The 25,659-nt window shown below is 54.7% G+C and carries 25 protein-coding genes; 21 read left to right on the top strand and 4 right to left on the bottom strand.

Going from position 1 to position 25,659, the window contains the following annotated elements:
• Positions 1 to 327: 327 nt before the first annotated feature.
• Positions 328 to 528, bottom strand: coding sequence for a cold shock protein CspC (cspC, locus tag BLT01_RS08715; RefSeq protein WP_092097212.1), 201 nt, complete (start codon positions 526 to 528; stop codon positions 328 to 330).
• A gap of 364 nt (positions 529 to 892) precedes the next feature.
• Between cspC and BLT01_RS08720 the strand changes: the two genes are divergently transcribed.
• The 4 genes from BLT01_RS08720 (at position 893) to BLT01_RS08735 (ending at position 7,073) form a co-directional block, all read left to right on the top strand.
• Positions 893 to 1,351, top strand: coding sequence for an OsmC family protein (locus tag BLT01_RS08720; protein ID WP_092097214.1), 459 nt, complete (start codon positions 893 to 895; stop codon positions 1,349 to 1,351).
• Between the two features lie 84 nt (positions 1,352 to 1,435).
• A complete protein-coding gene (locus BLT01_RS08725; RefSeq protein ID WP_092097217.1) occupies positions 1,436 to 2,608 on the top strand; it encodes an exonuclease SbcCD subunit D in 1,173 nt (390 codons plus the stop codon).
• On the top strand, positions 2,605 to 5,688 hold the full coding sequence (locus BLT01_RS08730; protein WP_092097219.1) for an AAA family ATPase: 3,084 nt from the start codon (positions 2,605 to 2,607) through the stop codon (positions 5,686 to 5,688). The genes BLT01_RS08725 and BLT01_RS08730 overlap by 4 nt, the downstream gene beginning before the upstream one ends.
• Before the next feature lie 104 nt (positions 5,689 to 5,792).
• Positions 5,793 to 7,073 carry a serine hydrolase domain-containing protein gene (locus BLT01_RS08735; RefSeq protein WP_092097221.1) on the top strand — a complete coding sequence of 427 codons (1,281 nt, stop codon included), beginning with the start codon at positions 5,793 to 5,795 and terminating at the stop codon, positions 7,071 to 7,073.
• 115 nt (positions 7,074 to 7,188) lie between these two features.
• Here BLT01_RS08735 and BLT01_RS08740 read toward each other — a convergent pair whose 3' ends face one another.
• The gene (locus BLT01_RS08740) at positions 7,189 to 9,438 is read right to left on the bottom strand and encodes a YhgE/Pip domain-containing protein (protein ID WP_092097223.1); all 2,250 of its coding nucleotides are present in this window, start codon (positions 9,436 to 9,438) and stop codon (positions 7,189 to 7,191) included.
• A gap of 141 nt (positions 9,439 to 9,579) precedes the next feature.
• A complete protein-coding gene (locus BLT01_RS08745) occupies positions 9,580 to 10,854 on the bottom strand; it encodes an MFS transporter (protein WP_245696902.1) in 1,275 nt (424 codons plus the stop codon).
• Between the two features lie 184 nt (positions 10,855 to 11,038).
• Here BLT01_RS08745 and BLT01_RS08750 point away from each other — a divergent pair, with 184 nt between their 5' ends.
• The 9 genes from BLT01_RS08750 to BLT01_RS08790 all read left to right on the top strand — a co-directional run bounded on the left by BLT01_RS08750 (position 11,039) and on the right by BLT01_RS08790 (position 18,958).
• Positions 11,039 to 12,928 carry an ABC-F family ATP-binding cassette domain-containing protein gene (locus tag BLT01_RS08750; RefSeq protein WP_092097228.1) on the top strand — a complete coding sequence of 630 codons (1,890 nt, stop codon included), beginning with the start codon at positions 11,039 to 11,041 and terminating at the stop codon, positions 12,926 to 12,928.
• Positions 12,929 to 12,949: 21 nt separating this feature from the next.
• On the top strand, positions 12,950 to 14,086 hold the full coding sequence (locus BLT01_RS08755) for a conserved virulence factor C family protein (RefSeq protein WP_092097231.1): 1,137 nt from the start codon (positions 12,950 to 12,952) through the stop codon (positions 14,084 to 14,086).
• Between the two features lie 3 nt (positions 14,087 to 14,089).
• The gene (locus BLT01_RS08760) at positions 14,090 to 14,524 is read left to right on the top strand and encodes a BrxA/BrxB family bacilliredoxin (protein ID WP_092097233.1); all 435 of its coding nucleotides are present in this window, start codon (positions 14,090 to 14,092) and stop codon (positions 14,522 to 14,524) included.
• Complete coding sequence (locus tag BLT01_RS08765) at positions 14,521 to 15,309, top strand: class I SAM-dependent methyltransferase (protein ID WP_092097236.1); 789 nt, start codon at positions 14,521 to 14,523, stop codon at positions 15,307 to 15,309. The genes BLT01_RS08760 and BLT01_RS08765 overlap by 4 nt, the downstream gene beginning before the upstream one ends.
• Positions 15,310 to 15,467: 158 nt before the next feature.
• Positions 15,468 to 15,731 carry a hypothetical protein gene (locus BLT01_RS08770; RefSeq protein WP_092097239.1) on the top strand — a complete coding sequence of 88 codons (264 nt, stop codon included), beginning with the start codon at positions 15,468 to 15,470 and terminating at the stop codon, positions 15,729 to 15,731.
• 268 nt (positions 15,732 to 15,999) lie between these two features.
• On the top strand, positions 16,000 to 16,584 hold the full coding sequence (locus BLT01_RS08775; protein WP_092097241.1) for a YpjP family protein: 585 nt from the start codon (positions 16,000 to 16,002) through the stop codon (positions 16,582 to 16,584).
• A 160-nt stretch (positions 16,585 to 16,744) separates the two neighbouring features.
• On the top strand, positions 16,745 to 17,689 hold the full coding sequence (locus BLT01_RS08780; RefSeq protein WP_092097244.1) for a thymidylate synthase: 945 nt from the start codon (positions 16,745 to 16,747) through the stop codon (positions 17,687 to 17,689).
• Between the two features lie 19 nt (positions 17,690 to 17,708).
• Positions 17,709 to 18,197: a dihydrofolate reductase gene (locus BLT01_RS08785; protein WP_092097247.1), complete on the top strand. Its 489-nt coding sequence runs from the start codon at positions 17,709 to 17,711 to the stop codon at positions 18,195 to 18,197.
• Between the two features lie 2 nt (positions 18,198 to 18,199).
• The gene (locus tag BLT01_RS08790; RefSeq protein ID WP_245696906.1) at positions 18,200 to 18,958 is read left to right on the top strand and encodes a lysophospholipid acyltransferase family protein; all 759 of its coding nucleotides are present in this window, start codon (positions 18,200 to 18,202) and stop codon (positions 18,956 to 18,958) included.
• 40 nt (positions 18,959 to 18,998) lie between these two features.
• Here the strand turns inward: BLT01_RS08790 and trhA are convergent, their stop codons facing one another.
• Positions 18,999 to 19,628 carry a PAQR family membrane homeostasis protein TrhA gene (gene trhA / locus BLT01_RS08795; protein WP_092097253.1) on the bottom strand — a complete coding sequence of 210 codons (630 nt, stop codon included), beginning with the start codon at positions 19,626 to 19,628 and terminating at the stop codon, positions 18,999 to 19,001.
• Between the two features lie 103 nt (positions 19,629 to 19,731).
• On the opposite strand from trhA, the gene BLT01_RS08800 reads away from it, so the two are divergent.
• From BLT01_RS08800 to BLT01_RS08835, 8 genes are all read left to right on the top strand, one after another.
• A complete protein-coding gene (locus BLT01_RS08800; RefSeq protein WP_092097256.1) occupies positions 19,732 to 20,571 on the top strand; it encodes a DegV family protein in 840 nt (279 codons plus the stop codon).
• Positions 20,572 to 20,631: 60 nt separating this feature from the next.
• Complete coding sequence (locus tag BLT01_RS08805) at positions 20,632 to 21,438, top strand: SGNH/GDSL hydrolase family protein (RefSeq protein WP_245696903.1); 807 nt, start codon at positions 20,632 to 20,634, stop codon at positions 21,436 to 21,438.
• Positions 21,439 to 21,452: 14 nt separating this feature from the next.
• Entirely contained in the window at positions 21,453 to 22,028 is a 576-nt protein-coding gene (locus BLT01_RS08810) for a YpmS family protein (protein ID WP_092097258.1), read from the top strand.
• 10 nt (positions 22,029 to 22,038) lie between these two features.
• On the top strand, positions 22,039 to 22,563 hold the full coding sequence (msrA, locus tag BLT01_RS08815; protein ID WP_092097261.1) for a peptide-methionine (S)-S-oxide reductase MsrA: 525 nt from the start codon (positions 22,039 to 22,041) through the stop codon (positions 22,561 to 22,563).
• 40 nt (positions 22,564 to 22,603) lie between these two features.
• Complete coding sequence (gene msrB, locus BLT01_RS08820) at positions 22,604 to 22,999, top strand: peptide-methionine (R)-S-oxide reductase MsrB (protein WP_376739643.1); 396 nt, start codon at positions 22,604 to 22,606, stop codon at positions 22,997 to 22,999.
• Positions 23,000 to 23,043: 44 nt separating this feature from the next.
• Positions 23,044 to 23,262, top strand: coding sequence for a YozE family protein (locus tag BLT01_RS08825; protein WP_092097266.1), 219 nt, complete (start codon positions 23,044 to 23,046; stop codon positions 23,260 to 23,262).
• Between the two features lie 100 nt (positions 23,263 to 23,362).
• Positions 23,363 to 24,067 carry a purine-nucleoside phosphorylase gene (gene deoD, locus BLT01_RS08830; RefSeq protein WP_092097384.1) on the top strand — a complete coding sequence of 235 codons (705 nt, stop codon included), beginning with the start codon at positions 23,363 to 23,365 and terminating at the stop codon, positions 24,065 to 24,067.
• Between the two features lie 92 nt (positions 24,068 to 24,159).
• The gene (locus tag BLT01_RS08835) at positions 24,160 to 25,653 is read left to right on the top strand and encodes a lmo1851 family serine protease (RefSeq protein ID WP_092097269.1); all 1,494 of its coding nucleotides are present in this window, start codon (positions 24,160 to 24,162) and stop codon (positions 25,651 to 25,653) included.
• The last annotated feature ends 6 nt before the right edge of the window (positions 25,654 to 25,659 follow it).

Below are 25,659 nucleotides of genomic sequence, written 5' to 3' on the forward strand. Positions count from 1 at the left end.
GGTTCCATTCGATTTCAACAGCATATTCATCACCCGTTTTGTAGTCTGTTCATTCGATTATATAAACAGGTACGGTTTGCCTCAATAAGCCATATGGCGGATTGAAGCGGAGGGCCCGAGACACCTGCGGGAAAAGCGTTAGCCGAAGACCCCGCAGAGCGAAGCTCGAGGAGGCTAAGGCAACGCCCGCGGTAAGCGAGGGCCCGCAGCGGAAATCCGGAGGATTTTATGGAAAAGAAAAAAACTGCAGACAACGGAGTAATATACTCACTTTGTCTACAGTCTGAGGCCCTTTAAAAAGGGCCTGTTTGTATAAACGATTTAAGATTAAGCTTTTTGAACGTTAGCCGCTTGAGCTCCGCGAGCGCCTTGCTCAACGTCAAACGTAACTTTTTGGCCCTCATCCAAAGATTTGAATCCGTCACTTTGGATTGCGGAGAAGTGTACGAATACATCGTCTCCACCTTCGCGTTCGATAAAGCCAAAACCTTTTTCTGCGTTAAACCATTTTACTGTACCTTGTTCCATTTTCGTTGCCTCCTAGTGCATTACCGCACATTATATTACTATTCGTGTCCATAGTATTATCAAGATGAAAAGAGAATATTCATCTTATCCTTTACACCGAACAAAAATAATTCTCTTTATCATATCAGCAAACGGAAAAATATACAAATTTAAACCGGTGACCAGCAACCAGCAGCTCTGTTCTTTTAAATCGAGATGCCCGCCGTCCTGGACGAAGCCTCTCTCTCGTGCCTTTACAAAAGGAGAAACCAAAACGCCCGGCATCCCAGACCAGCACCCGCCTCAACGGATATCGAGTGTTTATTTGTTCTTGCTAATGTGCGCACATCTGTTCTACCATGAAGGGAAAGAGAGAGGTGATTCCGTGGCAGAACATATCTTTAAACTGAAAGCGGATTGGCCGGGTCTCCGGAATGATGTCGGCACCATCGAAGCGTGTAACCTGAAGACGGAAATCTCGATCCCACCTGAAATGGACGGCCCGGGTGTCGGAACGAATCCGGATGAAATGCTTCTGGGGGCGGCGGCGACCTGCTATATCATTACGCTTGCCGCCATGCTGGAACGTTCCGGCATCGACAAGGAGTCGCTGACAATGGATTCCGAGGCAACCGTAGATGTGACCAATGGGGTCTTTAGCTATAGGAAGATTATGCATAAGCCGAAGCTGGTGCTTGCAGCAGGAACAGACGAGAAGAAGCTCTCCCTTGCCAGTCGCCTGACAGAAAAGGCGGAGACGTCCTGCATGATCAGCCGGGCCATCAGAGGGAATGTCGAGATCGCTCTCGAGGCGGAAGTCTTGCTGGCCGGGAGAAGCGGCTGAGCCAGAAAACGGTCTTATGCGACATGATCGAGATGGTATAATCATTTGAATAGATAAAGACTCGGATGAAAAGGTGGGAAATAGATGAAAATCTTCCATACTGCTGACTGGCATTTGGGCAAGATCGTCCAGGGGGTGCATATGACGGAGGATCAGCGCCATGTGCTTGAGCAGTTGATTGAAGCGGCACGGACGGAACGGCCGGATGCCGTCATCGTCGCAGGCGATCTGTACGACCGGGCGGTTCCGCCGACGGATGCGGTGCGCCTGCTTGATGACGTCCTCTCGGAAATCGTGCTCGGTCTCGGAATTCCGGTCATCGCGGTCGCCGGTAACCATGACAGCCCGAACCGACTCCATTTCGGCAGCGGCTTTATGAAGGAGAAAGGGTTCCATATGGCCGGTATCCTGGAACGGGATGCCGCTCCGGTGATCTTGGATGACGAGCACGGCGAAGTTCATTTCCACTGTTTGCCGTTTGCCGACCCATCAGTTGTCAGGGCATTGTATGAAGACGATTCGGTGACGAACCATGATGAGGCGATGCGGTGCCTGCTTGAGCACCGTTGCGGCAATCTTGATACGGCGGCACGACACGTATTGGTCGGTCATGCCTTCGTGACACCCGGTGCGGAGCCCGAGGAGAACACCAGCACATCCGAACGCCCACTGTCAGTCGGCGGGGCGGAATACGTGGATGCGGGGCGCTTCGGAAAGTTCCATTACACAGCGCTCGGCCACCTTCACCGGGCCCATGCTGTCGGGAATCCATTGGTCCGGTATTCCGGATCTCCACTGAAGTATTCAATTTCCGAAGAGACCCACAACAAGGGGTTCCTTTGTGTGGAACTGGACGGCGAGGGGCGGGTGTCCGCCGAGCACCGGCCGCTAGTCCCGCGGCGTGACATGAGGACGGTCGAGGGGACGCTTGCTGAAGTTCTTGAGATGCCGCATTCCGAAGACTATGTGTTTGTCCGTCTTCTCGATGAAACGCCTGTCCTGTATCCGATGGAGCGGATGCGGTCTGTCTTCCCGAACGCCCTGCATGTTTCCCGGGTGATGCCGGTCCGGCCTGACGCAACGGACAAGCCGGCCAGACGGACGGATGAGATGGATGATGCCGGCATGTTCCGGGCCTTCCACGAGGAAATCACCGGCAGTGCGCCTGATGAGGAGACCGAGGAGCTGTTCCGGAGCGTGCTGGATGAGCTGCTGGCAAATGAACACGAGACCGTGAAGGAGGCGGTGAAACGATGAGACCGCTCAAGTTGAAGATGACGGCATTCGGGCCCTATAAGGAATGCGAAACAATTGACTTCAGGGAACTGGGGGACCGTGGTCTGTTTGCCATCTCGGGCCCGACCGGTTCCGGGAAGACGACGATTTTCGATGCCATCTGCTACGCCCTGTACGGCAAGGCGAGCGGTGAAGAGCGTGAGGACCGGAGCATGCGCTCCGACTTTGCGGATGACCAAGTACATACAGAAGTCGAGCTTTGGTTCGAGTCGGGCGGAGCCACCTACCGCATCATGCGCCGCATGCCCCATGTAAAGGCAGGGAACAAGAGCGCGACCGGCGATCGGATTGAGCTGTTCAGGGTAGACGGGGAATCGGAAAAGCCGGTCACGGACCGACAGATGACGACCGAGGTCAATGCGAAAGTGGCTGACCTGATCGGCTTCAGCCACGACCAGTTCAGCCAGATTGTGATGCTGCCGCAAGGCGAGTTCCGGAAATTGCTGACGTCCGATACGGAAAACAAGGAAAAGATCTTCCGGAAGATTTTCCGCACCAAGAAATACAAAGACATGGAAGCAGTCTTGAAAGAGCGGAAATCAGCCGTCGAGGCGGAATGGAAAAAAGCTTCGGGCCGGATTGCCTGGCAGTCCCGGCACCTGCTTGATACACTGCCCGACCTTCGTGAGGAACTGGGGGCCAGCCTTTCCGACGAACACCCGAACACCGGAAAAGTGATCGAGGGGCTATTTGACGAGCAAGAGCGCCGGACAGCCGAGGCGGAGCGGCTGGCAAAAGAAGTGGAACAGAGGGAAGTTGATCTCGCGGAAGCCAACCGTCGACTGTCCGCTGCAGAGGAACTCAATACACGTTTGGTAGAATGGGAAGAAAAAAAGCGGCAATTGTCTCAACTGAATGAACAGCTGCCTATCATGGAAGAAAAACGCCGCGCTGTCACCCTTGCCCGACTTGCAGCGAGAATTCGTCCTTTTGAAGAGAAGATGTCGGAAGCTGAGCAGGAGCAAAAGCAGGCGGTTCAGGCCGTCGAACAGGCGGACCAGACGCTGACCGCATCACAGCAAGCCGAGGCGGAAGCCGCTTCACGGGCATTCGAAGTGAGGGAACAAGACCCGCATATCGATGCCAAGAGGCGGGAAGCAGAGCGGCTTGAAGAAGCCCGTCCCCGCCTGCAAGAGCGGGAACAAGCGCTTCAAGACCTGGCAACTGCCGGGGCGGTCCAAAGCAGGCTGCTGGAAGGGACGGAGTCACTGCGCACGGATGCGGGAAAGCTCCGGAACAGGCAGGAATCGCTCCGCGAGGACATCTCGGCCCTTGAAGCAGCCCTTGCATGCACCGATGACCTGCATGAACGGCTTACATCAACCGAGAGGGACTGCGAGCTGCTGGCTGAACATCTCCGCCTCCAGGAAACTGTCAAAAATGCGGCGGAAACTGCAGAGCGTGACGTACGATGGAAGGAAGAGGCTGAGTCTATGCTGGAGCGGCTGAAAAAGCAGCTGCAAGACAGCCAGGCCGCAGCCTTTGCCGTTCATCTCCATGATGGCTCACCATGCCCGGTGTGCGGCAGTGCTGAACATCCTGCGCCTGCCCGCGCGGCGGACGGCCCGGATGCCGAGGAGCTTGAAGCGGCCGAGGCGACATTTCTCAGAGCCCAATCCGATGCGCTCAGCTCTTCAGGTGCCCTCCAGATTCAGAGCGGCCTGCTGGAGAAAGCCGCTGACCGCCTTGCAGGACGGGGTTTGGAGGCTTCCGGTGCTGCCGACATTCTCTCCGTTAAGAAGAAAGAAGCAGAACAGCTGAAAGATGACATTGCAGCGGCCAAGTCGCGCCGCAACCGTCTTGCATCGGTGCGGAAAGACGAAGAGACTCTCCGGGTAAAAGCAGACGAGATGGCAGCCAGGCTGACAAAGCTTACAGAGGAGCTGGCCGGCACTTCCAACAGGATTGCCTCGCTAAAAGCGACAATCGCAGGGCTGGAACGATCGATACCGGAAGGTTATGGAGACATCCGCACGCTTGAGGCAAGCCTGGCGGAATTCCGCAATCAGATCGGAAATCACGATCGTCTCAAGGAACAGTTGGAAGCGGCCGCCGCCAACGCGTCGGACAAGCGGAAGGCTGCGGAGCAGTCACTTGCTTTCGCCCGCAGCCAAAAAGAAAAAGCAGAAAACCGGCTCGTTGCAGCGGCTGCCGCATTCCAGGAAAAGCTTGCCGCATCAACATTCAACTCTTCTGGGGCTTACCGGGCGGCGCTCATGCCAGATCATCTTGCGGACGAAATGGAAGCGGCCATCCGGTCGTTCGAGAACGACCTGCACGCCGTCAGGCTGAGGGAAAGTGAACTGGCCGCAAGTCTTGAAGGCAGCGATCGTGCGGACCTGGTCGGCCTCCGGAAACTTGCTGAAAATGCAAAAGTTGCATTCGAGCAGGCGCAGGAACGGCTGATCCACTCCCGCAACACACTGAACACGATCAGAAAAGGCATTGCCGCCATGCGGGAGGCCGCAGCCGAAGCGGAAGCGATGGAGAAAAAACTAGGCAAGGTAGCGGGCCTTCATGATCTGATCCGCGGCCAGAACGCAGATAAGCTGTCATTTGAGCGATATCTTCAGATTGAATACCTGGAGCGCATCTTGCTGGCGGCAAACGAGCGGCTGAAAGATCTGTCGAACGGCCAGTTTGAACTTCTCCGCAGCGACCGGCAGGAAGCCCGCGGGCGGCAGAGCGGCCTGGGCATTGATGTGTACGATGCCTATACGGGACAGGCGAGGGATGTCCGGACCCTTTCCGGAGGTGAGAAGTTTAATGCGTCGCTTTCCCTCGCTCTCGGAATGGCGGACGTCATCCAGGGCTTCGGCGGAAACATCCGTGTCGATACCATGTTCATCGACGAAGGGTTTGGTTCGCTCGATCCGGAGTCGCTGCAAAAAGCCATCGAAGCGCTGATCGGACTGCAGCGCAACGGCCGCGTGGTCGGCGTCATCTCGCATGTCGAGGAACTCAAGTCTGCCATGCCGGCGGTCCTCAAGGTGACCAAGTCGAAGGCGGGCCATAGCTCGACCGAATTTGTTTTGAAATGAACAGAAGCCTTCCTTTGCATGATGCTGAGGGAGGCTTCCTTTTTGAATAGGGGAAGGACACCAGGCCCGGCAGTCGAATAAGAGTGGGGAAGGGGGAAAAAGATATGAAATGGAATGCATTTGAACAGTTTGCAGAGAAACTCCGGGTGGAGGAAGGGATTCCCGGAATGGCAGTGGGGGTCGCCCGCAACGGGGCCCCCCTTTTTGTAAATGGCTTCGGCAACATTGATGTGGAAGGTGCCACAAAAGTGACACCGGACACGGTATTCGGAACGGCATCTGTTACGAAATCATTTACGGCGCTTGCCGTACATATTCTGGCTGCGGAAGGAAAACTTTCGGTTGCGGATCCGGTGATTGAACATTTGCCGGAAGCAGGGACGATTCCCGTTTTAAGGAGCACGACCATTCGTCATCTCCTTTCTCATACAACGCGCATGCCGCCGGTCAGACGCCGTGAAGAGCTTACAGAATTCGGTGAACACATCAGGTATTTGGAAAGCCTGGAACTCAACCCGATTGGTCCACCCGGGGGGCAGATCAGCTATTCGAATGATGCGTTCCTGCTGCTCGGCGCGGTGATCGAAAAGGCGGCAGGCATGGACTACCGTGAATTCATCATGGAGCGCATTGTCCGGCCAGCCGGAATGAACAGGACATCGTTCACGCCGCCGGAACAGGGGGAGGAGACGAACACCGCCGTTCAATATACGGAAGATCTTCAGCCGGCGAACTGGCCGGGGCTCGGCAATTACGCGGTCGGAGGCGGCATCCGTTCGACGGTGAATGACCTGCTTGTCTACGGAAGATTGTATACGGACCAGGCATTCAGGAAATCAGTGCTCGGGAATGTGGATCCGGCTGGGATGCAAGAACTTGTCGCTGAGGTCGATGAAACCTCCTTCTATGGCCATGGTCTGATGCTCACGCCAGATTTCGGGGGTAGCGTCCTTGTCCATCACGGGGGAGGCCAGCCGGGTGTCTCCTCGTCTTTCGGCTTTCTTCCGGATCAGGGTGTCACGGTTGCCGTCCTCACGAACCGGACGGGCGTGTCCGCGGAAAAGCTGATGAAAGGCGCCGTCTGTACAGTGCTCGGAAAGTCTTCTGAAGAGGCGGCTGTCTCTCTTCCGAATTTGGCGCAATCTCCCGGTGAACGGATGTCATTCGCCGGATTCTACGGGAATGAAGAAGACCCGGACGGGTTCCGTATCCATGCGGAACGAAACAACTTGACGTTGACTTCCGGCGGGCGTGTCGATGAATTGCATCCTGCAGGCCCCGGGCGGTTCGTTAATGGAAGGACCGGTAAAAGAATCCGGTTCGAAATCGGCAGCCGGGGGGAAATGACGGCATTCACAGGCCTCCGGATCTATTGGAGAACATGAATGAGCCTTAGCGTGTCCTAATAGGCGTAAAAGAGCCATCACTTTGAAAGTGATGGCTCTTTTTGGGGGATTTCTCAGTGGCCTCCGGAAAGGCATGGCGTGTTCTTCCGGAGAATTAATGGAATAAGCCGGATTCACGTGATTTCTTCAGAATCTGATTCATCCACTTGTTCAAGATCGGTTTAAGGAAGGAACCGAAGACCATCATGGCTGCTCCGATACCGACCAGTATCGGTATATCTTTTGCAATACGCGCCTGAACGACACCACCGGTCATTTCCCTCATGAGATCAATTGCATAGGTGAACGGCAGGTAGGGGCTGATCATCTGGAAGAAATCAGGCAACAGGACGACCGGATAAGTCCCCCCTGAACCGGCAATCTGGAGAACCAGCAGCACAATCGCCATGGCTTTTCCGACGTCTCCGAAAACAGAGACGAGCGTATATACAATGGTCATGAACACGGTGCTGATCAGCAGACCTGATAAGACGAAGCCGAGCGGTTCGGCAACGTCAACACCGAGAACCAGGATATTCCCGATCGTCACGATCAGTGACTGCAGCACTCCGATCAGAAGGAACAGCAGCAGACGGCCGAAATAAACCGTCTTCTGAGAAAATTGCTCGGCATGATGGATGTCTGTCGAAAGCAGAGAGACGAGCAACAGACATCCTACCCATATGGAAAGTACCGTGTAGAACGGCGTCATGCCGGTGCCATAATTTTCGATCGGGAACAGTTTGTTCTCATGAAGCAGGATCGGCTCTTCGAAAAAGCTCTTCTCGGCTTCTGGATCGTTCAACAGCAGATCGATAATTTCATTGATGTCCGTTTCACCCTGCACGGAACGGATCCGGTCCGCCAGTTCGGTGATCTTTGTATAGACATACGGATATTGGTTAAGCGCCTCTTCGATCCCTTGTTCCCCTTCCGACAGGTGGCCGGATGTGCTGGTGATAATCTTTTCGGCCTCAGGAAGGGTGGCTTGTATGCCCGACAGCAGATCCCTTGCCTCGGCCAGCGTGCTGCGGGCATCTTTGATCTCCTTCTGGATCGTCGGTTTAATGGTCTCGTTGTATGTTTTCGTGTAACTGTCGATACTGACCGAAACATTCTGGGCAATCCCCTGAACATCATTCACCCAACCTTTTGCCTGTTCCACATAGCCGGCGGCTGCCTCTTCGACCGCCCGGGCGTTGTCCTGCGCTTCCTGGAGCGCGGATTTCAGCTGCCCGGTTGTCTGGATGGCGTTGTCAATCGCGGATTGGCCGGCTGCTGATGACTCCGTCTGTCTGCCCTGCAAATCTTCTTCGGGCAATGTCGGCGCCTCTTCCTGATCGGCTTCGGGAACGGGGGTTTCCGAAGCATCCTGATTGATCTCTTTTAACAGGAGCAGTTGCTTCTGGATGTTATCGACGGATTGTATGGCTTCGGTCATTTTATCATCCAACCCACTTTTGGCTGTATCCAGTTGGGTTGTGTCGAGGTCTGCTTTTTGGATTTCAAGCAGCATGTCGTTGATTTCGCCGGAGACACGGGCGGCCGTCTCCAGATCTTTTTCGATCTGCGGCTCAAGCGCCGCGAGCTGCTGTTCGGCTGTATCCAGGTAACCGAGCGTTTGATTGACTGTACTGAGACCTTCGGCAGTCAGCCGCTTGGCCTCCGGCATTTTTTGTTCTGCCTGGCTGAGGAGAGCTTGAGCCTGGTCGGCATCGTTCAGAACCGATTCCAGCAATTTTTGGACGCCCGGCAATTTTTCTTCCATGGAAAATACATATTGTTCGAATTTCTCAATGTCAGGAAGGTCTGTTTGCAACTCGATGCCCAGTTTGTTGAACATGTCGAAAATGACGCTGTTCACGGTGGAGGTGAACTCTTTGCTGACGGTTTCGACGATGGCAGATGCGCCTTTTTCAGTGATTTTTGGAGCGATGGAATTGGTTTTTTCATTCACATAGTACTCCATCGTCGCTTTTTGGGGGTGTCCGCTCGTCACTGTAGCCAACTTTTCGGAGAAGTCTTCCGGAACGATGATTGCGGCAAAGTACTCTCCGTTTTCCACCCGCTTCAGCGCATCTTTCCGCTCTGTGAATTTCCAGTTGATCGTATCGTTTTCTTTGAGCGAATCGACAAGCTGACTGCCGACATCGATTTCATCATCACGCACTGTTGCTCCCTGATCTTCATTGACGACCGCAACCGGCAACCGGTCGGTATTCCCATAGGGATCCCAGGATGCATAAATGTTGAACCATGCATAGAGGGAGGGAAGGAAGACAAGACCTCCTACGAGAATTGCAGCCACCCAATTTTTTGATAAATTCACGATGTCTGTCGAGAAAATTTTCCAAACTTGTTTCATGGACAACCCTTCTTATCCTGTTGATGGACCCGGCAAGCCGAGTTAAATGCCACTATTTTAACGTGAACGTCAGTCAAAGGGCAAAAAAAAGACCATCCGGCTGCTCCAGCCAGTCTGGACGGTCAGTCAGAAAACATGAAATTAAGGGGTTTCCGGCACCGGCTCATATCGTGAGGGATTCGGGACGAAGTACAAAATGATGCCGCCGATGATGAACAGTATGACAAGGCTGAAGACGCCGGCGTTTGTGTTGCCGGTCATCTGGGCGGTGACGCCGACGAGAAGCGGTCCCATGATCGAAGCAAATTTCCCGAAGATGTTGTAGAAGCCGAAGAATTCGTTGGAGTTCTCTTTCGGGACAAGCCTGCCGAAGTAGGATCGGCTAAGTGCCTGGATGCCGCCCTGCGAGGTACCGACGAGCATTGCAAGCACCCAGAAGTCGGCGACGGAATCCATTGAATAAGCATAGATGCAGACAAATGTGTAGACGGCGATGCCGACATAAAGGATCTGTTTCGTCCCGTACCGGTCGGCGAGCCGGCCATAGATGACCGCGAACGGAGCGGCGATAACCTGTGTGACAAACAGGACGATCAGCAGGCTGTTCGTATCGATGCCGAGATCCGAGCCATACGCGGTCGACATGGAGATGATCGTGCCGACACCGTCGATGTAGAAGAAGTAGGCAAGCAGGAACAAAAACAGCCCCCGGTATTTCCTGATTTCCCGGAACGTGTTGCCGAGACGCTTGAATGCCTGCACCACCGGTTTCGGTTCAGGTTCGATAAAGTGGATCTGGTGCACATGGCGGAACATCGGCACCGAGAACAGGAGCCACCAAACGGCGGTGATCAGGAATGCGGCGCGGCTGGCATTGGTCACGGACAGCGGAAGGACGCCTGACTGCGACAACAGGATGATGGTGATCGAGAGGATGAACGGGATCGTGCTGCCGATATACCCGATTCCGTAACCGAACGCCGAAACCCGGTTCATGCGTTCGGAAGTGGAGACATCGGTGAGGAACGAGTCATAGAACACATTCGCTCCTGTCGAGCCGAGGGCGGCGAACGTGTAGACGACGAGCAGCATCAGCCAGTTATCTGACGGGATGAAGGCAAGTGCGGCCGTGGCTCCCGTCCCCAAGATAAAGAAGGCGGTGAAAAACTTCTTTTTCATGCCCCGGTAATCCGCAATTGTGCCCAGCACCGGCGCCAGCAGCGCAAGGATGAATGTGAAGATGGAGATGGTATAGCCAAGATAGGCTGTCGAGTCGGTCGCGCTTACGCCTGCATTGGTTGCTGCCGCCTTATAAAACAGCGGGAAGACGGCTGTAGTGATGATGATGGAATAGGCGGAGTTGGCCCAGTCGTAAAACGCCCAGCTTTTCTCTTCTTTCGTCAGCCGGAATTTCAATTCGCTCCCCCCTTGTGTGTGATTGTGATTGTCACCTGCTACCATTGTATCAATATCGTTTCCCGGAAAGGTTAAGATTCTGAAAAAATTTTCCTCTGAAAGGGGGCAAAACAGCAGGATTGGTTCCGGACCTCTATTTTTAGTATGATGGAACTGTCTATATACGGAATAGGAAGTGGCTAGCATGGGGCATCTCATCGTGTCGGGCCTGACAAAGACTGTCGGCGACAAGACACTGTTCAACGATATCAGCTTCACCATCAACGAAGGGGACCGCATCGGCCTGATCGGCATCAACGGGACCGGCAAGTCGACTCTTTTGTCAATCATCGCCGGAGCGCTGGATGCGGACACGTCTTCGTTTGACCATCCGAATGATTACCGGATTGCCCATCTGCCTCAGGACCCGCAGCCGGATCCTGAGCGCTCGGTGCTTCAGACCGTGTTTGGCGGGGATTCCCCGCTGATCCGGCTGAACCGGCAATATGAGGAGGCGCTTCGCGAACTCGGAAGCGACCCGGAAAGCGCAGCGTCCCAGGACCGGTTTGCGAAGCTGCAGAACCGGATGGACTCTGACGGAGGGTGGGATCTGAACGCAAGGGCAAAAACGATTCTCTCGAAACTGGGCATCTCCGATTATGAAGCGAAAACCGGCAGCCTTTCAGGCGGCCAGCGCAAGCGGGTGGCGCTGGCCAAGGTGCTGCTCGAGCCGGCGGATCTCCTGCTGCTGGACGAGCCGACCAACCATCTGGACGTCGCTTCGATCGAGTGGCTCCAGGATTACCTGAAGCAGATTGGCGGCGCAATTCTATTTATCACGCATGACCGCTACTTCCTGGATTCGGTCGCGACGAAGATTTACGAGCTGGCCGACCGGACGCTTTACAGCCATAGGGGGACCTATTCGGATTTCCTCGAGGCGAAGGCGCTCCGGATCGAGCAGGCAGAGGCCACTTTCGAGAAAAACAAGAACCGCTACCGGAATGAGCTGAAATGGATCAGGAGGGGCGCCAAAGCCCGCTCGACCAAACAGAAAGCCCGGATCGGCCGGTTTGAGGAACTGTCGGAGAAAGTGAAAAAAGAAGACGGTCCGGATCCTCTTGATCTGTCGCTTGCGTCGTCGCGCCTCGGCAAGAAAGTGCTTGAGGGGGAGCAGATCACGAAAGGATATGGCGGCAGGGAAATCATCAAAGACTTTTCATTCCTGCTTCAGGGCGGAGACCGCGTGGCGGTCATCGGACCGAACGGGGCGGGCAAGTCGACGCTCATGAATCTGCTGGCCGGGTCCATCCGGCCGGACAGCGGGGAACTGATCCGCGGCGAGACGGTGAAGATCGCTCATTTCACGCAGCACCTGCCGGAGATGGATCCGAATCAGCGGATCATTTCTTATGTCATGGAGGCGTCGAATGACATCGGGAGGCAGGACGGATCGCGGTATTCCGCCGTGCAGATGCTCGAGCAGTTCCTTTTTCCGTCGAACGTCCACGGCACGCTGATCGGAAAGCTGTCCGGTGGCGAGCGGAAGCGGCTGTATCTGCTGCGGCTGCTGATCGAGCAGCCGAACGTCCTGCTGCTCGACGAGCCGACAAATGACCTCGACCTGGAGACATTGTCCGTCCTTGAGACATTCATCGACTCGTTCCCGGGTGTCGTCGTGACGATTTCCCACGATCGGTTTTTCTTGGACCGGACATCCCGCAAACTGTGGGTCCTTGACGGTTCCGGGGAAGTCACACAGGAGCTCGGGCTTTATACGGATTACCTGGAAAAGGCGGCAATGCAGGAAAAAGAGGATGCCGGCGCGTCGGCTGTTTCCGGGAAACCGGCACAGCAGCCGGTAAAGCCAAAGAAAAAGAAGATGACGCTCGGTGAGAAAAAGGAATGGGAAAACATCGGCAGTGAGATCGAGTCTGCCGAGCAATCAATCATGGAGGCGGAAGAAGCGCTGGCCGGCGCCGGGGCCGATTACGGGAAAGTAAGTGAGATTTCCGCCCGGCTGGATGAACTCAATCAGGAGTATGAAGCCCTCATCGAGCGGTGGAGCTATCTGGAAGAACTCGCCGAATCATGATTTACAATGGAGGCATCAGACATGAAAATCGTTACAATCGAACCGACGCCGAGCCCGAACTCGATGAAAATCGTGATCGACAGGGAGTTGCCATTCGGCAGGGCGTTCAACTATAAGCCGGACAGCCTGGAAGAAGCCCCGGAGTTTATCCGGCAGATTTTCGAGATCGAAGGCGTGAAAGGCATCTATCACGTCATGGACTTTCTCGCGATTGAGCGGAGCGGCAAGTATGACTGGGAACCGATCCTGGCGGGCGTCCGTGAAGTGTTCGGAGAGGAGCAGGAACAAGAAAGCACCGAAGCGGCAGAAGCGGACGAGCACTTTGGAGAAGTGTACATCCATATCCAGCAATACAAAGGCGTCCCGCTCCAGGTAAAGGTGTTCGACGACCGCGGCGAGGAACGATTCGGTCTCGGACAGCGGTTTGTCGACGCGATGAACGTGCTCATGGAAGGGGACGACGAGAACTACATCCTTCAGCGAAAATGGGCGGATTACGGAATCCGGTACGGTGACAAAAAGGAAATTGGCGAAGAGATCGTCAAGGAGCTCGAGGCCGCCTACCCGCAGGAGCGGCTGGATGCCATCATGGAAGCCGGCAGCGAGACAAAAGAAGCGCCTGTCCTCGGCCGCCGAAACGTGACGCTTGAAGAGTACCGGGCGGCCGGCAGCTGGGAAGAACGGTTCCGGCTGCTGGATCAGCTGCCCGATCCGGACATGTCCGACGTGCCGCTTCTGATGGAGGCGCTGAAGGACGAGAAGATGTCCGTCCGCCGCCTGGCCGTCGTTTATCTCGGCATGATCGAGGACGCGGCCGTTGTCCCTTATATCGAACAGGCGATGGAAGACAAGAGCGCACCGGTCCGCCGCACGGCAGCCGATGCAATGAGTGACCTCGGATTCCCTGAATTCGAGGATCTCGCCATCCGCACGCTCAAGGACAAAAGCAAGATCGTCCGCTGGCGCGGTGCGATGTACCTGTACGAAACCGGTACGAAAAAGGCGCTTCCTGCATTGAAGGAGATGGAAGACGACCCGGAATTCGAGGTTAAGCTCCAAGCCAAAATGGCCGCGGCCCGCATAGAAGGCGGGGAGGAAGCAAAGGGGTCAATGTGGAAGCAGATGACCGAGATGAGAACGAAAGCGAAAGGGGAATGAATAATGGAAGCATATGAATCGTATATGAAACAGGTGGCAGCACCGATGCGACGTGAATTGACGGACCAGGGGTTCCAGGAGCTGACAACGGCGGAAGAAGTGGATGCTTTCATGGCGTCCGCGGAAGGCACGTCACTCGTCGTCATCAATTCCGTATGCGGCTGCGCGGCAGGACTTGCGCGTCCTGCTGTGACCGGGGCGTTGGAGGAACTAGAGAAAAAACCCGACAACCTCGTCACGGTATTCGCCGGCCAGGACCGGGAAGCGACAGAGAAAATGCGCGGGTATTTCGAGGAAGTGCCTCCGAGCTCGCCGTCGATTGCGGTGCTTGAAGGCTCCGAGCTGAAATACTTCATCCCGCGTGAGCAGATCGAAGACCATGACCTGGAGCAGGTCCAGTCACATGTTTCCGGTGTTCTCCGGCAGATGGTGAAGTGAACCTGCCCGTCGTCACCACCGGCCAGCACCCGGACGGTGAGAGTGTCCGGCTTGCAGAGCAAGTGGCGTGTGAAATCGGCACGGAATTTGTGCCGCGCAAAAAACGTTCTGTCAGGAAACTCATGCGGGAGTTTGGCCGGCCGGTGGTCGTGGCCGGCAAGGAGCGGTACGAGTATCACTCCGATCCTGATGTGAAGCCCCTGTTTTTCCACCCGGGACTTGCCGCCATCCGCATCAAGCGGCTGCAGTGCGGAGGAAGAGATGCCATGGTCGATGCGTGTAATCTGAGGGTGGGAGATTCATTCCTCGACTGCACAATGGGCCTTGCTTCCGACAGCACGGTCGCATCGTTTGTCACAGGGCGCTCCGGACTGGTGACAGCTTGTGAAGCCGACCCGATTGTCGCTTATCTTGTCGGCCATGGACTGGCGACCTACACCGACTCACCGAAAGAGGTGCTGGACGCCATGCGCCGGATCGGGGTGCGGAATGCACAAGCTGCCGATTTTCTGGAAAGCTGCGGGGCGGACAGTTACGACATCGTTTACCTGGATCCGATGTTCGAGGAAGCAATCGAGGAAGCTGCCGCCTTCGCGCCACTGCGTTCTGCAGGGATCCACGACCGGCCGGATGACCGGTTGTTTTCGGAAGCTGTCCGGGTCGCCCGGCGGAGAATCGTACTGAAAGCCCACTTCCGGTCGGAGTTGTTTGATCGGTACAGCTTCACCCGAATCGACCGCCCGAACACCAAGTTTCATTACGGTTATCTCAACATCGAATCCTAAAAACCAGCCGCACGGATCACCCGTGCGGCTGGTTTTATGTTGAAAAGACAAAAAAGTATAAAAAAACCATTGATTCTTGTATAATTGGATTATTCATCGTTTGGGGTGTTGCCGTTCCCGCTGCGGACGGCGCTCTATCCCAGGAAGGAGATATTCGTATGTTTGATCAATTAGAACAGGAATTAGAACGGCTTAACCAGATCCACGATGCCCGTGAGCGGACGAGGGCCAAAATGAAACTGCTTCTTGAGCAGATCCCCAAGGGAATCGAAGAGGCGGAAGCAGGCAACGCGGAGACCGCGGCCATTTACCTTTCGGCAACCCGTAAGATTCTGTCTGCCGCCCTGTCGGAAGAGGAAAATGCCTACAAACGGCTGATGGGGCAACAAACGGATTCCACAACTATAGAAAAAACTCCTTGAGCACCATGCTCAGGGAGTTTCTCGTTCCCCGGAAAAGGGGCGTTTGTTTGCTGATCAGTGAGTGAAGTTGAAGTAGCTCAGATAGGCAAGAAGCCCGAGGAAGCCGATTCCGATCCAGATGCTTGCGTCCATCATTGTACCTCCTTTGGAGCTTGGGAACTATTTATATTGAGTCCTCGTCTATTGTACAATGAAAACAGCGAGAAGGAAACCACTATCCAAAACAGGGGCAGGATCTGCCGGCCAATAGAAGAACGGGGGGAAGACCATGAAGAAGTGGATCCGGAAATCACTGATGGCTGCCGTTGCGCTTGTCACTTTGGGATTTATCACACCGAGCCATGAAATCTGGGATCAGCTGCTGGACGAACGGGACCATAAAGAGGTAGCGGGCAGTGCCGGGACTGCCGTTGCGGCCGAACTGCCCGCGACACTTACAGAAGTTGAGGATGCGCCTTTTTCAGAGCTTGCAAAGACCGCAGCACGTGATCAGTCGTACGAGAAGTTCGGAACGAAAATCGGTCCGGCCATCTCCGGTGAATTCGATCAGGTCATCCTCCCGAAGATTGAAGAAGCGATCGAGATGACGCTTGCTTCTATTGATGATGACGCAATCCGCTCACTTTCCATCAGCGAACAGCCGGCAGGCGGCTACTCTGAAAAAATCTTTCACATTTTTGACACAGGTAGCGGTGAGGACCTGATCCGCTTTCACGTCCGGACGGACAAGCGTCCGCTCGACGGTTATTACTTTAACTTCCATTACCATACTTCCGAAGACGGATACAGCCGGCACATTGAGCTGGGCGATATCTTCTGGTCGAAAAACACACCACCGAAATGGCTATCGTGAAGATCCGATTGGGACTTGATCCCCAGCCGGGTCTTTTCTTTATTCCCTCTCGATTCTCCCGTACAATAAGGAGTGCGGAAACATGTTTTCCGGAATGTAGACCTACATAAAAATCCTGTATGGAATACGGTCCGGTTGCGGGCCATGGGAGGTTGGATCGATGGAACAATACCTGCAGCTTTGCAGAACCATCTTGGAAAACGGGACGGACAAGGGGGATCGCACGGGCACCGGGACACGGAGCATTTTCGGCCATCAGATGCGGTTCGACCTGAGTGAGGGGTTCCCGCTCATGACAACGAAGAAAACGGCGTTCCGCCTGATCGTGTCTGAACTGCTTTGGTTCATCAAAGGGGACACCAATGTCCGTACACTGATGGCGGAAAAAAACGCGATCTGGGATGAATGGGCATTTGAAAAATACGTAAAAAGCGACGAATACAGGGGTCCTGACATGACGGACTTTGGCCGCCGTGCAGCAACGGATCCGGCATTCAAGGCGATCCTTGATGAGGAAATGGATCAATTCCGTGAAAAGGTCCTGTCGGATGACCGGTTTGCTGAAGCTTACGGAGATCTCGGGCCGGTTTATGGCAGACAGTGGCGTTCGTGGCCGGACGGTCGGGGCGGGACGATCGACCAACTCAAAAACGTCATCGAATCGATCCGCAACAACCCGGATTCCCGGCGCCATATTGTTAGCGCATGGAACCCGGCTGAGGTAGAAGACATGGCGCTGCCGCCGTGCCACACACTGTTCCAGTTTTATGTGGCGGACGGCAAGCTTTCCTGCCAGCTTTATCAGCGCAGTGCGGATGTTTTTCTCGGGGTGCCGTTCAACATTGCATCCTATGCGCTCCTGACCCATCTGATCGCGCGTGAAACCGGACTTTTACCGGGCGAGTTTGTCCATACGCTCGGTGACGCCCATATCTATTCCAACCACTTCGATCAGGTGAACGAGCAGCTTTCCCGCGAGCCCAGAAAGCTACCGTCGCTTGTCATTGACGCAGGCGATAAATCGATTTTCGGGCTGGAAACGGCGGACATCCGCGTGGAAGGATATGACCCGCATCCGAGGATCAAAGCGCCGATAGCAGTCTGATCATAAAGGAGGACAAACGATGATTTCCTATATTGTGGCACACGATCCGAATCTCGTGATCGGAAAAGACAATCAGTTGCCATGGCATTTGCCGGGTGACCTTGCGTATTTTAAAAAACAGACGATGGGCAAGGCAATGGTCATGGGACGCAAGACGTTTGAATCGATCGGCCGTCCGCTTCCCGGGCGCCTGAATATCGTGGTCACCCGAAATCCTGAATATCAGGCCGAGGGTGCCGTCGTCGTAAATTCCGTTGATGAGGCGATCAGCCGGGCAGAGGACTATGCGCCTGAAGTGATGGTCATCGGAGGCGCCGGCCTGTTCGATGAACTGATGGAGCGGGCCGACCGGCTCTATATCACGCTCATCAGGAAACCGTTCGACGGGGATACCTATTTTCCTGACTACAAGGAAGGCTGGGTGCTCGTCTCCCAATCGGAAGAACATGAGTCGGATGATGGCATCCGGTATGACTACCGGATATATGAGAGGAAGAAGACACTTTGAACGTGGTAAGGTCAATCCGGACATATGGCTATCTTTTCGGCTATCTGCCTTTTTCCATCCCGGCTCTCAGGCAGGTCCGCCGGATGAAGGGTGACGCCTCTCCGGAAAAGCTGGCCGATACGGTCATCAGGGAGCCGAGAAGGTGGGCAACCGGCATTTTGCGCAGGACAAACAGCGACATCCGTATGTCCATCAAAGGAAACTTGCCGGACGGGCCGGTGCTGTTCGTCAGCAACCATGAAGGGAACTTTGACATCCCGGTTTTGATCGCCCATCTTCCAAAGCCGTTCGGATTCATGTCCAAAGAAGAAGTCAGGAAACTGCCGGTCATCCGGAAGTGGATGGAAGAGATGAACTGTGTGTTCGTCGACCGCTCGGATAGGCGAAGCGCCGTCCGTTCCATTTATGACATGGCGGAAAAACTCCGATCCGGCCACTCGATGCTCATTTTCCCGGAGGGAACGAGAAGCCGGGGCGGAAAGCCGGGTGACTTCAAATCCGGATTCGTCCGTATCGCAAAAGAAGGCGAGGTCCCGATCGTCCCGGTCGCCATCCATGGAACGTCCGACATCATGGAGCGGAACAACAACCGGATCCGACCGGCCCATGTCACGGTCGACGTCCTGGAAGCCATCAGCCACCAGGAGATCCTTGACCGATCCGCCGCCGAGATCACCCGGCTCATCCAAGACAGAATCCGTGAAGCAACGTCGGAACGGGCCGCTGAAAAACAGCAGCAGGAAACCGGAAACCCGGCTTAAATCTGGAAATATCAAAAGACAGCCGGAAACCCGGCTGCCCTCATGCATACAGCAATATGGAGAAATACATCGCGGCGCTTCCGCCGATGACGAACAGATGCCAGATGGCATGATTGTACGGAATCCGGCGCCAGGCGTAGAAGATGGCCCCGACGGTATACAACAGGCCGCCGATGACGAGCAGCGTGATCCCGCCGGTGCCGATCACCGAATGGAGCGGCCGGATTGCAAAAACGATCAGCCAACCCATCGCGATGTAGAAGATGAGGGATACCGCTTCATACCGGTGGATAAAGAATACCTTGAACAGAATTCCCAGGACTGCAAGCCCCCATACGATTCCGAACAGGGTCCAGCCGAGCGTCCCGCCGAGCGAGGTCAGGACGAGCGGGGTGTAGGTTCCCGCAATCAGCACATAAATCGACGAATGGTCGAGGATCGAAAAGAATCGCTTATATTTGGCTGGCATACTATGAAGCAATGTCGACATGAGGTACAGCACGAGCATGGATACGCCGAAAATGGTATAGGCGGTTACATGGAGTGCCGACCGGTACTCGCTGCCTTTCAGGATGAGGAAGACAAGTGCGGGAATGCTCAGGACGAAACCGAGTCCGTGCGTGATGGCATTCCACAATTCTTCCTTATTGTTCTTGTAATCAAAGGCCAAGGCCTCCACCTCTCTTTTCTTGACTTTGCCGTCCGCCGGATTCTATTCTTCTCTTACCACCAATACCAGCAAGCGAATCAGCGCAATCTGAAGGGGCGACAAGATGACAACCATTCATATCGTAACAGACTCAACAGCAGATATCAGCAGGGAGACCGTCCGCGAGCTCGGCATCCACGTCGTGCCGCTTTCCATCCAGATCGACGGCAAAACGTATGTCGATCAGGTCGATCTGTCCCCGGAAGAATTCCTGGACATGATGGCGGAAAGCGTGGAGCTTCCGAAAAGTTCCCAGCCGCCTGTCGGTGTATTTAAGGAACTGTATGAACTTCTCGGTAAGGAAGGCGGAAAAATCCTGTCCATCCATATGACCGGCGGCATGAGCGGAACCGTCGAGTCGGCCCGGGCCGCAGCCGAACTTGCCGATGCCGACGTGACCGTGATCGATTCGGAGTTTATCTCCTTCGGTTTGTCATTCCAAGTTCAGGAGGCTGCAAAGATGGCAAAGGACGGGAAAGACTTCGAAGAAATTTTGGAGCGGGTCGACACGATCCGGAAAAACACCGCACTGTATGTGGTCGTGGATACGCTTGAAAACCTTGTAAAAGGCGGCAGGATCGGAAAAGGGAAAGCCATGATCGGTTCTTTGATGAACATCAAGCCGATTGCGGCACTGAAGGACGGAGTTTACACACCTGTCGGTAAGGCAAGAAGCCATAAGCAAGTCGTGCGCCAACTTTTCAACAGTTTCAAGGAGCAGACAGTCGGCCGCAAACTCCGGGCAGTCGGCATCTCGCATGCAAACGGCCTGGCGATGGCAGATCCGCTCAAGCAAATGATCGAAGAGGACGGCTTCAATGACGTGAAGATGATGTTCACTTCTCCCATCATCAGTACCCACACCGGTCCCGGTGCGATTGGCTTCATGTATTACTGGGATTGAGAATGGAAAACGGGGAGCCTGCGGTTCCCCGTTTTTTGTTTCGAAAAGGGGAATAAAGAGATGAAAAAATGGATTTGGATGCTGACAGCAGTCCTTTTCCTGTCCGGCTGCATTCCGGGGGGCGATCCGGGCGAATTCGGAGTGATTGGCGAAAGCGGCTTTGATCAATACGTCGTGCCGCCGACGTTTGCACCAAGGACTGTTGTGCTGGTGGGGCTCGGCGACTCCCTCACCCAGGGAGTCGGCGATGAAAGAAAACGGGAAGGATACGTCGGGCGCCTTGCGGTTAGGATGGAGGAGTGGAAAGGCGTCAAAAATGTGGAAGTCCGGAATTTGGCCAAACGGGGACGCAGAAGCGATCAGCTTGAAGAACAGCTTTCCGACCCCAGGGTCAGGGAAGCCATTGCGGAAGCAGATATCCTGACACTGACCATCGGCGGGAACGACCTGATGAAGGTCATCAAAAAGGATTTGTTCAACCTCGACGCGAAAGCCTTTGAAGGAAAGCTGGGGCCGTTCATGGATCGGCTGTCGACTTCGCTTTTTCAGATCCGCAGAGCCAATCCGGATGCCGTACTCATCATCCTGGGGCTTTATAACCCACTGACGGTCGTGACTGAAGAAAAAAGCGATTTCGACCGGATCCTCTCCGAATGGAACAGCGTCCTCGAAGATGCGGCAGTGGCGGACGGCAGGGCGTGTTTTGTCTCGGTGGACGACTTGTTCGTCTCCAACCGGGATCTGGTTTACCATACTGACTTTTTCCATCCGAACAGCAAAGGTTACAGCCGCATGACGGACCGGATTATCGAATCTCTGTCCCAGTGCGGTTTGAACAGGCTGTCCGGCGGGGAATTGGAGTTTTGAAAGGGGGATGCCGGGTGAACAAATGGAAAATCGCGTTTTTTCTTTTGGCTGCGCTAATTGTAACCGGCGTCCTTGCGGTTATTTTCTGGATCAGCCGGCCGGTCGAAGGAACTCCGCTTCCCGAAGCTGCTCCGGCCGGGGAAAAGGTGGACAGGCTGACCGTGACGGCGACCCGGGAGGACCTGGAGGGCATCGCCAATACGTATATCAGGCAGGCCATCAACAATGACCGGATTCCCGTTACGCTGGAGTTCGAAGATGATGTGCTTCTGGTGTCGGAGCTGACGGTTTTCGCAGTGCAGTTGCCGGTCATGATGCACTTCGATCCTGTAGTGCTTGATGACGGAAACCTGTCTCTCAAGCAGAAATCGGTGGAAGTCGGGAACTTGACGATTCCGCCTTCGACGATCCTGAAGCTTCTTGGGGACACGGTCGGACTGCCCGGCTGGATGATTGTGCGTCCCAAGGAAGAGGAACTGTTTATCGACCTGTCCAGGCTGCCTGTATCCGGGGGCATCCAGGTAAGGGCAAAAGAAATCAATCTTCCGCAGGATGAGATTGAGCTTGAGATTCTCATTCCGCGGAAATAGGAGGCGTGCGATGGCAACCGAAAAAGCGACATTTGCAGGGGGCTGCTTCTGGTGCATGGTGAAGCCGTTCCACAAATATGACGGTGTGGAAGCGGTCGTGTCCGGCTATACCGGCGGGCATGTGCCAAATCCGACTTACCGTCAGGTGTGCTCGGAGACGACCGGCCATTACGAGGCGGTCGACATCACGTTTGATCCGGACATCATATCGTATGCTGAGCTGCTCGAGATTTTCTGGAGGCAGATCGACCCGACCGATCCTGGCGGCCAATTTTTCGACCGCGGGGATTCCTACAGAACCGCGATCTTCTATCACAACGAAGAACAGCGGTCAGCCGCCGAGCGCTCCAAAGAAGATCTGGAGGCCTCAGGCCAATTTGACGGGCCGATCGCCGTACAGATCCTGCCGGCCAAAGCATTTTATCCGGCTGAAGAAGAACATCAGGATTACTATCTGAAGAACCCGGCCCATTACAACCGCTATTTTGCGGGATCGGGCAGAAAAGCGTTCCAGGAAACCGTGTGGGAGGAGTGACATCTTGAACAAAGAAGACCTGAAGCAGAAACTGACACCGATGCAGTTTAAAGTCACCCAGGAAAACGGCACGGAGCCGCCGTTCCAGAACGAATACGATGCGCATTTCGATGAAGGAATCTATGTCGACATCGTCTCGGGCAAACCCTTGTTCTCATCCAAAGACAAGTATGACGCCGGATGTGGCTGGCCAAGTTTTACGAAGCCGATCGAGGACTCTGAAGTCACAGAGCACTTTGATACCAGCTACGGGATGCGCCGCACGGAAGTCCGCAGCAAAACTGCGGATTCCCACCTCGGCCATGTCTTTCCGGATGGACCGGACGAAGCGGGCGGACTGCGCTACTGCATCAATTCCGCAGCACTGCGTTTCGTACCGAAGGACAGGCTGGAAGAGGAAGGATACGGCAATTATCTGAAGCTGTTCGGTGAGTAAGCATCCCGGCAGTTTCTGAAACCATTCGGAAAGGCGGTGTTCCGGTGAGGCGAACCTTTTATCAATTCTTGTTGACCCACCGGGGAGGGCCGAAAGAAGACCCGAGAGCCGTGTTTGCGGAAGCGGCTTTTCTCGACCATGAGTTTCCGAAGACGGAAACCGGTTTTGATGTGTTGTCGCGTTACCTGGAGGAGCGGGCGGACCCCGACATGCTTTCGCGTGTTTTCGACGAGCTATGGGAAGAATACCGGGAAAGCGACTGAAACCAGGCGTCCGTTTATGGCGGACGCCTGTGTTGTGATTGCGGGCGTTCCAAAAACACGATATGATGGAAAAGAATTTGTGAAAGCGGGGTTTGACCAAATGAGTGTACACATCAATGCAAAAAAAGGCGATATCGCCGATACGATCCTGTTGCCGGGCGATCCGCTCCGGGCAAAGTACATCGCGGAAACGTTCCTCGAAGATGTCGTCCAGTACAACGAAGTCCGCAATATGTTCGGCTACACGGGCACATACAAAGGAAAGCGGATCTCCGTGCAGGGGACAGGCATGGGGGTTCCGTCCATCTCCATCTACATCACGGAGCTGATGCAAGAATATGACGTACAGAAGCTGATCCGGGTCGGTACTTGCGGTGCGATCCAGAAAGACGTCAAGGTCCGTGACGTTATTCTTGCGCAGAGCGCTTCGACAAACTCGAAGATGAACGAAATCATCTTCAAAGGCATCGACTACGCTCCGACAGCCGATTTCGACTTGCTCCTGAAAGCATACGAGGCAGGAATCGAAAAAGGACTTCACCTCAAAGTCGGCAATGTATTTACGGAGGACCTTTTCTACAGCGAAGATGCGGAGCACGAAAAGTGGGCAAGTTACGGCGTGCTTGCCGTGGAAATGGAAACGGCTGCCCTCTACACGCTCGCTGCAAAATTCGGCCGGCAGGCACTTGCCGTCCTGACCGTCAGCGATCACATCCTTACGGGCGAAGCAACATCTTCAGAGGAGCGGCAAACGACATTCAACGAGATGATCGAAGTCGCCCTCGATGCGGCCATCCAGGAATGACCCGGATTGACTGCCATCGGAAGGTGGCGGTCTTTTCCGCATATCGGCCCGTACACGAAGTGCGGGCCTTCGGTTGAAAGTGGTGAAACAGCATGGATGAAAACAATCATGGCCGGAACGGCAACAGTCCGGAGGAAAGGCATCAGACACCTGCAGGGCGTTATTTGCGCATCAAGCCGTTTTTCCTTCTGATGCTCATGTTCGGCCTCGTCCTCCTGACCGCAGGCGTGACATTTTTCGCGCTGACCGTCGGTGAGGACAAAGTGGTCGAGGTCGTTTCGCCGAAGAGCGATCGCGGCGAGTTCGATAAGCTCTATAATGCCTATGATGCGGTGAAAAAGCAGTACTTTGAAGATGTAAATGACGAAGAGCTCGTGAACGGGGCGATCAACGGAATGATCGATGCCCTTGGGGATCCTTATTCCGATTACCTGGATCAGACGGAAGCCCAGCATCTGAATGAAAGCATCTCCTCGAGTTTCGAGGGCATAGGTGCGGAAATCCAGGAGCGCAACGGGAAAATCATGATCGTCTCGCCGATCAAGAATTCTCCTGCCGAAAAAGCGCATCTCCAACCGGATGATGTGATTCTTTCCGTGGACGGCGAGAGCCTCCAAGGCAAGTCCTCGACGGAGGCGGTGACGCTGATCCGGGGCGAGAAAGGCACTGAAGTCACCCTTGAGATCGAGCGGGCGGGCCTTGAAGAACCGATTGATGTCACAATCAAACGGGACGTCATTCCGATTGAGACGGTTTATGCCGAGATGGCAGATGACAAAGTTGCCCATATCCAGATCACCAGCTTTTCGGAACAAACATTCGATGAGCTGCTTGAAGCGATCGAAGACATGGAGAAAAAAGGCATGAAGGCGATGGCGATTGACGTCCGCCAGAATCCCGGCGGCCTTCTCAGTACGGCAATCGAGATTTCGAATCTCTTTGTAGAAGAGGGGAAGGGCCTGTTCCAGATCGAAGAAAAGGGCAGTAAACCCCAGATCACCTATGCCACCGGCGGTACCAAGGTGAAGATGCCGGTCGTCCTGCTGATTGACGGGGGCAGTGCCTCCGCATCCGAAATCTTGGCGGGCGCCCTGATGGAGTCTTCGGGCATCCGGAGCGTTGGCGAGAAAACATTCGGCAAAGGCACCGTCCAGTCCCCTCAGGATTTCAAGGATGGCTCGAACCTGAAGCTGACAACTGCCAAGTGGCTGACGCCTGACGGCAACTGGATCCATGAGAAAGGCATCAAGCCGACCGACCCTGTCGCCTATCCGGAATACGTGAAACTTCCGTATATCGATCCGGAAAAAGCGATGAAGGACGGTGACACATCGATGACGATCCTCTCCGCCGAGCAGATGCTCGACGCGGTGGGCCATGACCCTGGGGAAGCGGACGGCGTCTTTGACGAGTCGACGGCACAAGCGGTCCGAAATCTCCAGTCTGAAGCCGGCCTCGAGGCAACTGGTGTTCTTGAAGGGGATACGACTTACGCCCTGATGGATAAGCTGCGCAAAAAGATTGAGGCCGATGATCCGATGTTGAAAAAAGCGACTGACATTCTGCATGACCAATTAAAGAAATAGAAGCGG

The organism is Bhargavaea beijingensis (assembly GCF_900101985.1).
Lineage (GTDB): Bacteria > Bacillota > Bacilli > Bacillales_A > Planococcaceae > Bhargavaea > Bhargavaea beijingensis.

Coding starts and splice junctions, on each gene's coding strand:
- cspC (WP_092097212.1), bottom strand. CDS start 528: ATGGAACAAGGTACAGTAAAATGGTTTAACGCAGAAAAAGGTTTTGGC.
- BLT01_RS08725 (WP_092097217.1), top strand. CDS start 1,436: ATGAAAATCTTCCATACTGCTGACTGGCATTTGGGCAAGATCGTCCAG.
- BLT01_RS08730 (WP_092097219.1), top strand. CDS start 2,605: ATGAGACCGCTCAAGTTGAAGATGACGGCATTCGGGCCCTATAAGGAA.
- BLT01_RS08735 (WP_092097221.1), top strand. CDS start 5,793: ATGAAATGGAATGCATTTGAACAGTTTGCAGAGAAACTCCGGGTGGAG.
- BLT01_RS08740 (WP_092097223.1), bottom strand. CDS start 9,438: ATGAAACAAGTTTGGAAAATTTTCTCGACAGACATCGTGAATTTATCA.
- BLT01_RS08750 (WP_092097228.1), top strand. CDS start 11,039: ATGGGGCATCTCATCGTGTCGGGCCTGACAAAGACTGTCGGCGACAAG.
- BLT01_RS08755 (WP_092097231.1), top strand. CDS start 12,950: ATGAAAATCGTTACAATCGAACCGACGCCGAGCCCGAACTCGATGAAA.
- BLT01_RS08760 (WP_092097233.1), top strand. CDS start 14,090: ATGGAAGCATATGAATCGTATATGAAACAGGTGGCAGCACCGATGCGA.
- BLT01_RS08770 (WP_092097239.1), top strand. CDS start 15,468: ATGTTTGATCAATTAGAACAGGAATTAGAACGGCTTAACCAGATCCAC.
- BLT01_RS08775 (WP_092097241.1), top strand. CDS start 16,000: ATGAAGAAGTGGATCCGGAAATCACTGATGGCTGCCGTTGCGCTTGTC.
- BLT01_RS08780 (WP_092097244.1), top strand. CDS start 16,745: ATGGAACAATACCTGCAGCTTTGCAGAACCATCTTGGAAAACGGGACG.
- BLT01_RS08785 (WP_092097247.1), top strand. CDS start 17,709: ATGATTTCCTATATTGTGGCACACGATCCGAATCTCGTGATCGGAAAA.
- BLT01_RS08800 (WP_092097256.1), top strand. CDS start 19,732: ATGACAACCATTCATATCGTAACAGACTCAACAGCAGATATCAGCAGG.
- BLT01_RS08805 (WP_245696903.1), top strand. CDS start 20,632: ATGAAAAAATGGATTTGGATGCTGACAGCAGTCCTTTTCCTGTCCGGC.
- msrA (WP_092097261.1), top strand. CDS start 22,039: ATGGCAACCGAAAAAGCGACATTTGCAGGGGGCTGCTTCTGGTGCATG.
- msrB (WP_376739643.1), top strand. CDS start 22,604: ATGCAGTTTAAAGTCACCCAGGAAAACGGCACGGAGCCGCCGTTCCAG.
- deoD (WP_092097384.1), top strand. CDS start 23,363: ATGAGTGTACACATCAATGCAAAAAAAGGCGATATCGCCGATACGATC.
- BLT01_RS08835 (WP_092097269.1), top strand. CDS start 24,160: ATGGATGAAAACAATCATGGCCGGAACGGCAACAGTCCGGAGGAAAGG.